3 protein-coding genes are annotated in these 3865 nt (G+C 47.8%); 1 reads left to right on the plus strand and 2 read right to left on the minus strand.

Annotation, left to right across the window (positions count from 1 at the left end):
• On the minus strand, nt 1–558 hold a 558-nt coding region (locus ACTHY5_RS06900), incomplete at its 3' end, for an outer membrane protein transport protein (RefSeq protein WP_441878083.1).
• Nucleotides 559–722: 164 nt separating this feature from the next.
• Nucleotides 723–2195, minus strand: a complete 1473-nt coding sequence (gene putP, locus ACTHY5_RS06905; RefSeq protein ID WP_441878085.1) for a sodium/proline symporter PutP — start codon at nt 2193–2195, stop codon at nt 723–725.
• A 501-nt stretch (nt 2196–2696) separates the two neighbouring features.
• Between putP and fadI the strand changes: the two genes are divergently transcribed.
• Nucleotides 2697–3865, plus strand: a 1169-nt coding sequence (fadI, locus tag ACTHY5_RS06910) for an acetyl-CoA C-acyltransferase FadI (protein ID WP_441878087.1), incomplete at its 3' end; no start/stop codon positions are given.

The raw sequence follows: 3865 nt of genomic DNA on the forward strand, positions 1-3865 counted from the left end.
ATGACGAATAATCTCAGCATCGGCATAGACGGCGTTAAAGCCGGCGCCAATAGAAATATGCTTATTGGCCTTAAACGCAATGCTGGGATTAAGGTTAATGGTTTCTAATGAGGTGCTACCGGCAGCTTCTCCTGCAAAGTGATTATCTTGATAAGTGGTGGATAACCCATAATTAGTAAAGGCGCCAAACCCGGCGGTCCATTGCTCATTTAGGGGCTGCACATAATAAAAGAAAGGTACTACGGCGCTGTCACCAATATCATCTGATTGGGTCGGCAGGTTTGTCCCTTGGGCGTTAGCCCCTTTACCTTCTACATCAATCTCGGGGTTAACATGAATCGCACCCAGAGATAGAGCAGGGCGCTTTAATAAGGTCATGGCAGCAGGGTTTCTCCCCAATACAGAGGCATTATCACCAATTGCGCCTTCACCTGAATAGGCCCGTCCTAGGCCTGTGGCGTTTTGTTCAGCCAGCTGAAACGCTGCCGAGTGAGCTTGCCCTGCAGCCAAGGCAATGGATGCGGCAACTAAAGATAACTTCAATGTTTTTTGGCTCATGAAAGACTCTCTCATCCGTTAGGTGTTGGTGGTGCGCCATACTGCTGCGCATGAATAAATGATGAAATCTTACTCACAGGCAGCATATTTAAATGTTACATAAAAGTAAAACGCTTGTTTAAATAAACAAGCGTTTTAACTATTTGTGTGAGCAAGATCAAATATTAGAGTTCAGACTCCATTCTTCTAAAGCCCAACACCACTTCTTTACTGGGCGGGGTGCCCAGACGGCTGATAACAAGGCAGGCCAAGGCACAAATAACAAAGCCGGGCACAATTTCATAAAGATCAAAAATACCCAAAGGCCCACCAGAAAGCTGCTTCCAGCCAATAACCGTTAACGCCCCCAGCACAATGCCGCTTAGCGCACCATTACGGGTAAGGTGAGGCCAAAATAACGCAATAATAATCACAGGACCAAAGGCACCGCCAAAACCGGCCCAAGCATAGCTGACTAGGTCTAAGACCGATGACTCAGGGTCTAGCGCAATAATAATAGAGCAGACCGCCACCAGCACGACAGCAAAACGGCCCACCCAAATTAGCTCATTTTCGGGAGCATGGGGGCGAAACCAACGCTTATAAAAGTCTTCGGTAATGGCCGATGAACACACTAACAGCTGTGAATCTATGGTACTCATAATGGCCGACATAATAGCGGCAATCAGTAAACCGGCCACCCAAGGGTTAAACACAGCATTAGCTAACGCCAAAAAGACGGTCTCTGAGTTTTCTAGTGGTGCATCAGCAAAATACACAGCCCCTGCTAAGCCAACACCGACAGAGCCGATGAGTGACAAAATCATCCAGCTCATGGCAATACGACGAGACAGCGCCACCGATTTGGGCGAGTCAATAGCCATAAAGCGAGCCAAAATATGTGGCTGACCAAAATAGCCTAACCCCCACGCCAGCAAGCTTAAACCGCTGATCAGTGAAAAATCATGAAAGAAATCCAGCTTATTAGCGTCCATACTTTCTAGCGTTGCCAGAGTTTCATTCATGCCTCCTAGCTCATTCATTACCGCCCAAGGCACCACAATTAATGCTAATAACATTAAAATGCCCTGAAAAAAATCGGTCCAAGAGACAGCTAAAAAACCACCGGCAAAGGTATAAAGCATGATCACACCGCCGCCAATTAATAAGGCGGTTAAATAAGGTAGGGCGAACACTTTTTCAAACAAAATGGCACCTGCCACTAAGCCAGAAGCGGTATAGAAGGCAAAGAAAATGAGAATGGTTAATGCAGAAATCACGCGAATTAACCCTGATCGATCAGCCAATCTATTTTCTAAAAAGTCGGGCAAGGTAAGCGAGTCATTGGCCTGCTCTGTGTATACGCGCAAGCGTTTAGCCACAAATAGCCAGTTAAGCCAAGCACCTATCACTAAGCCAATACCAATCCAAGCCTGACTAATACCGTAAAGGTAGACGGCGCCAGGCAGGCCCAGTAGCAGCCAACCACTCATGTCTGAGGCGCCCACACTTAAAGCTGCTACCCCAGGGCCTAAGCGGCGGCCTCCTAATATGTAGTCACTTAACGAGCTGGTGGCTCTATAAGCAATCACACCAATTAACATAGTAATAATAAGATAACCCACAAAGGTTATTAGTATAGGGAGTTCGATGGTCATAGCGTTTCCTGTTGTGTCGAACAGCGCGTTCGCTTCCATGGAGTTGAAGTAAGATAAGAGCCAATCAGCTCAATAGTAAATTGGGCTGAATCTTACCGCATAAAATCGAATAACTCTCGATAACTCTAACCATATGACTTAACTGCATAATAAGCGAACAGCAGCGGGATAATAATGAGCCAATATGGTCATTTATTAGGAGTTTTTAATCATTTATTAGCGCTGGCGCACAAAAATATCGGTGCCACCACTCAGGCTTTACCTTGTCATACTGACAAAAGTTAGGACCTCGCTTTAGTCTTTTAGCTAGGCGCTAGCCTTAAGCCTAAAGCAAGGATGCTTTTTGGAGTGGCCCCGTTTAAGGCTGATCGCTGGCAAAGCGGGTATGTTTGCTCCTTGTTAATTATTTGCTAGGATGTTGCGAGGTCAGACCTCTTATGCTGATTGGGCTAGCTAAATGCCCGCTACAGAGTGCGACCCCTACCTTCTAAAGGAGCATACATGTTGCCAACTAACCCATTAACGACCCATAAGGGTGATCGTATTGCCATAGTGTCGGGACTCAGAACCCCCTTTGCTCGCCAATCAAGCGCGTTTCGCGGTATTCCTGCCCTTGAATTAGGAACCATGGTAGTCAACGAATTACTGGCACGTACCCCCATGGCGGCAAGCGAGGTACAACAGCTGGTATTTGGCCAAGTGGTGCAAATGCCCACAGCCCCCAATATTGCGCGCGAAATTGTATTAGCCAGTACCTTGCCTGTACATACAGACGCTTACAGTGTGATCCGAGCCTGCGCCACTAGCTTTCAGGCGGTGTCTAGCTTGGCAGAGTCGATGTTGGCGGGGCAAGTTGAAGTCGGAATTGCCGGCGGCGCCGATTCGTCATCGGTGTTACCAATAGGGGTATCTAAGCGCTTAGCCGAGGCTCTGCTAGAGTTAAGCAAAGCGAAATCACTGCGCGCTAAGCTTGCAATTATACGCCGCTTACGGGCTAAAGATCTTGCCCCCATGCCCCCTGCAGTGGCGGAATATTCAACTGGGCTTTCTATGGGGCAAACGGCCGAACAAATGGCAAAAAGTCATGGTATTAGCCGACAAGCCCAAGACAAGCTGGCGCATCGCTCTCATCAACTCGCTACAGAGGCATGGCAGCAAGGGCGATTAACAAACCAAGTCATGGCCACCTATACACCGCCTTTTAAGGCCGCCTTTGAGCAAGACAATAATATTCGTACCGAGTCAAACTTAGCCGATTATACCAAGCTAAAACCTGCGTTTGATAAGCGCCATGGCACAGTGACTGCCGCCACCAGTACCCCGCTAACCGATGGGGCGGCGGCGATCTTAATGATGACCGAAAGCCGAGCCAAGGCGCTGGGGCTAGAGCCGTTGGGATATTTGCGCAGTTATGCTTATGCCGCTATTAGCGTGCAAGAAGACATGCTACTGGGGCCTGCTTATGCCACACCGCTTGCACTTGATAAAGCGGGGTGCACGCTAGCCGATATGGATATGATTGAGATGCACGAAGCCTTTAGTGCACAAACCCTGGCCAATATTAAGATGTTTGCCAGTGCCGAGTTTGCTAAGCAAAAACTCAATCGTGAGCAGGCAATAGGTGAAATAGATATGGACAAATTTAATGTGTTGGGTGGCTCATTAGCTTA

The organism is Oceanisphaera sp. (assembly GCF_052084945.1).
In the GTDB taxonomy this organism is placed as follows: domain Bacteria; phylum Pseudomonadota; class Gammaproteobacteria; order Enterobacterales; family Aeromonadaceae; genus Oceanimonas.

What these genes read in the sequence shown, in the direction of transcription:
- putP (WP_441878085.1), bottom strand. Translation starts at nt 2,195, where the DNA reads ATGACCATCGAACTCCCTATACTAATAACCTTTGTGGGTTATCTTATT.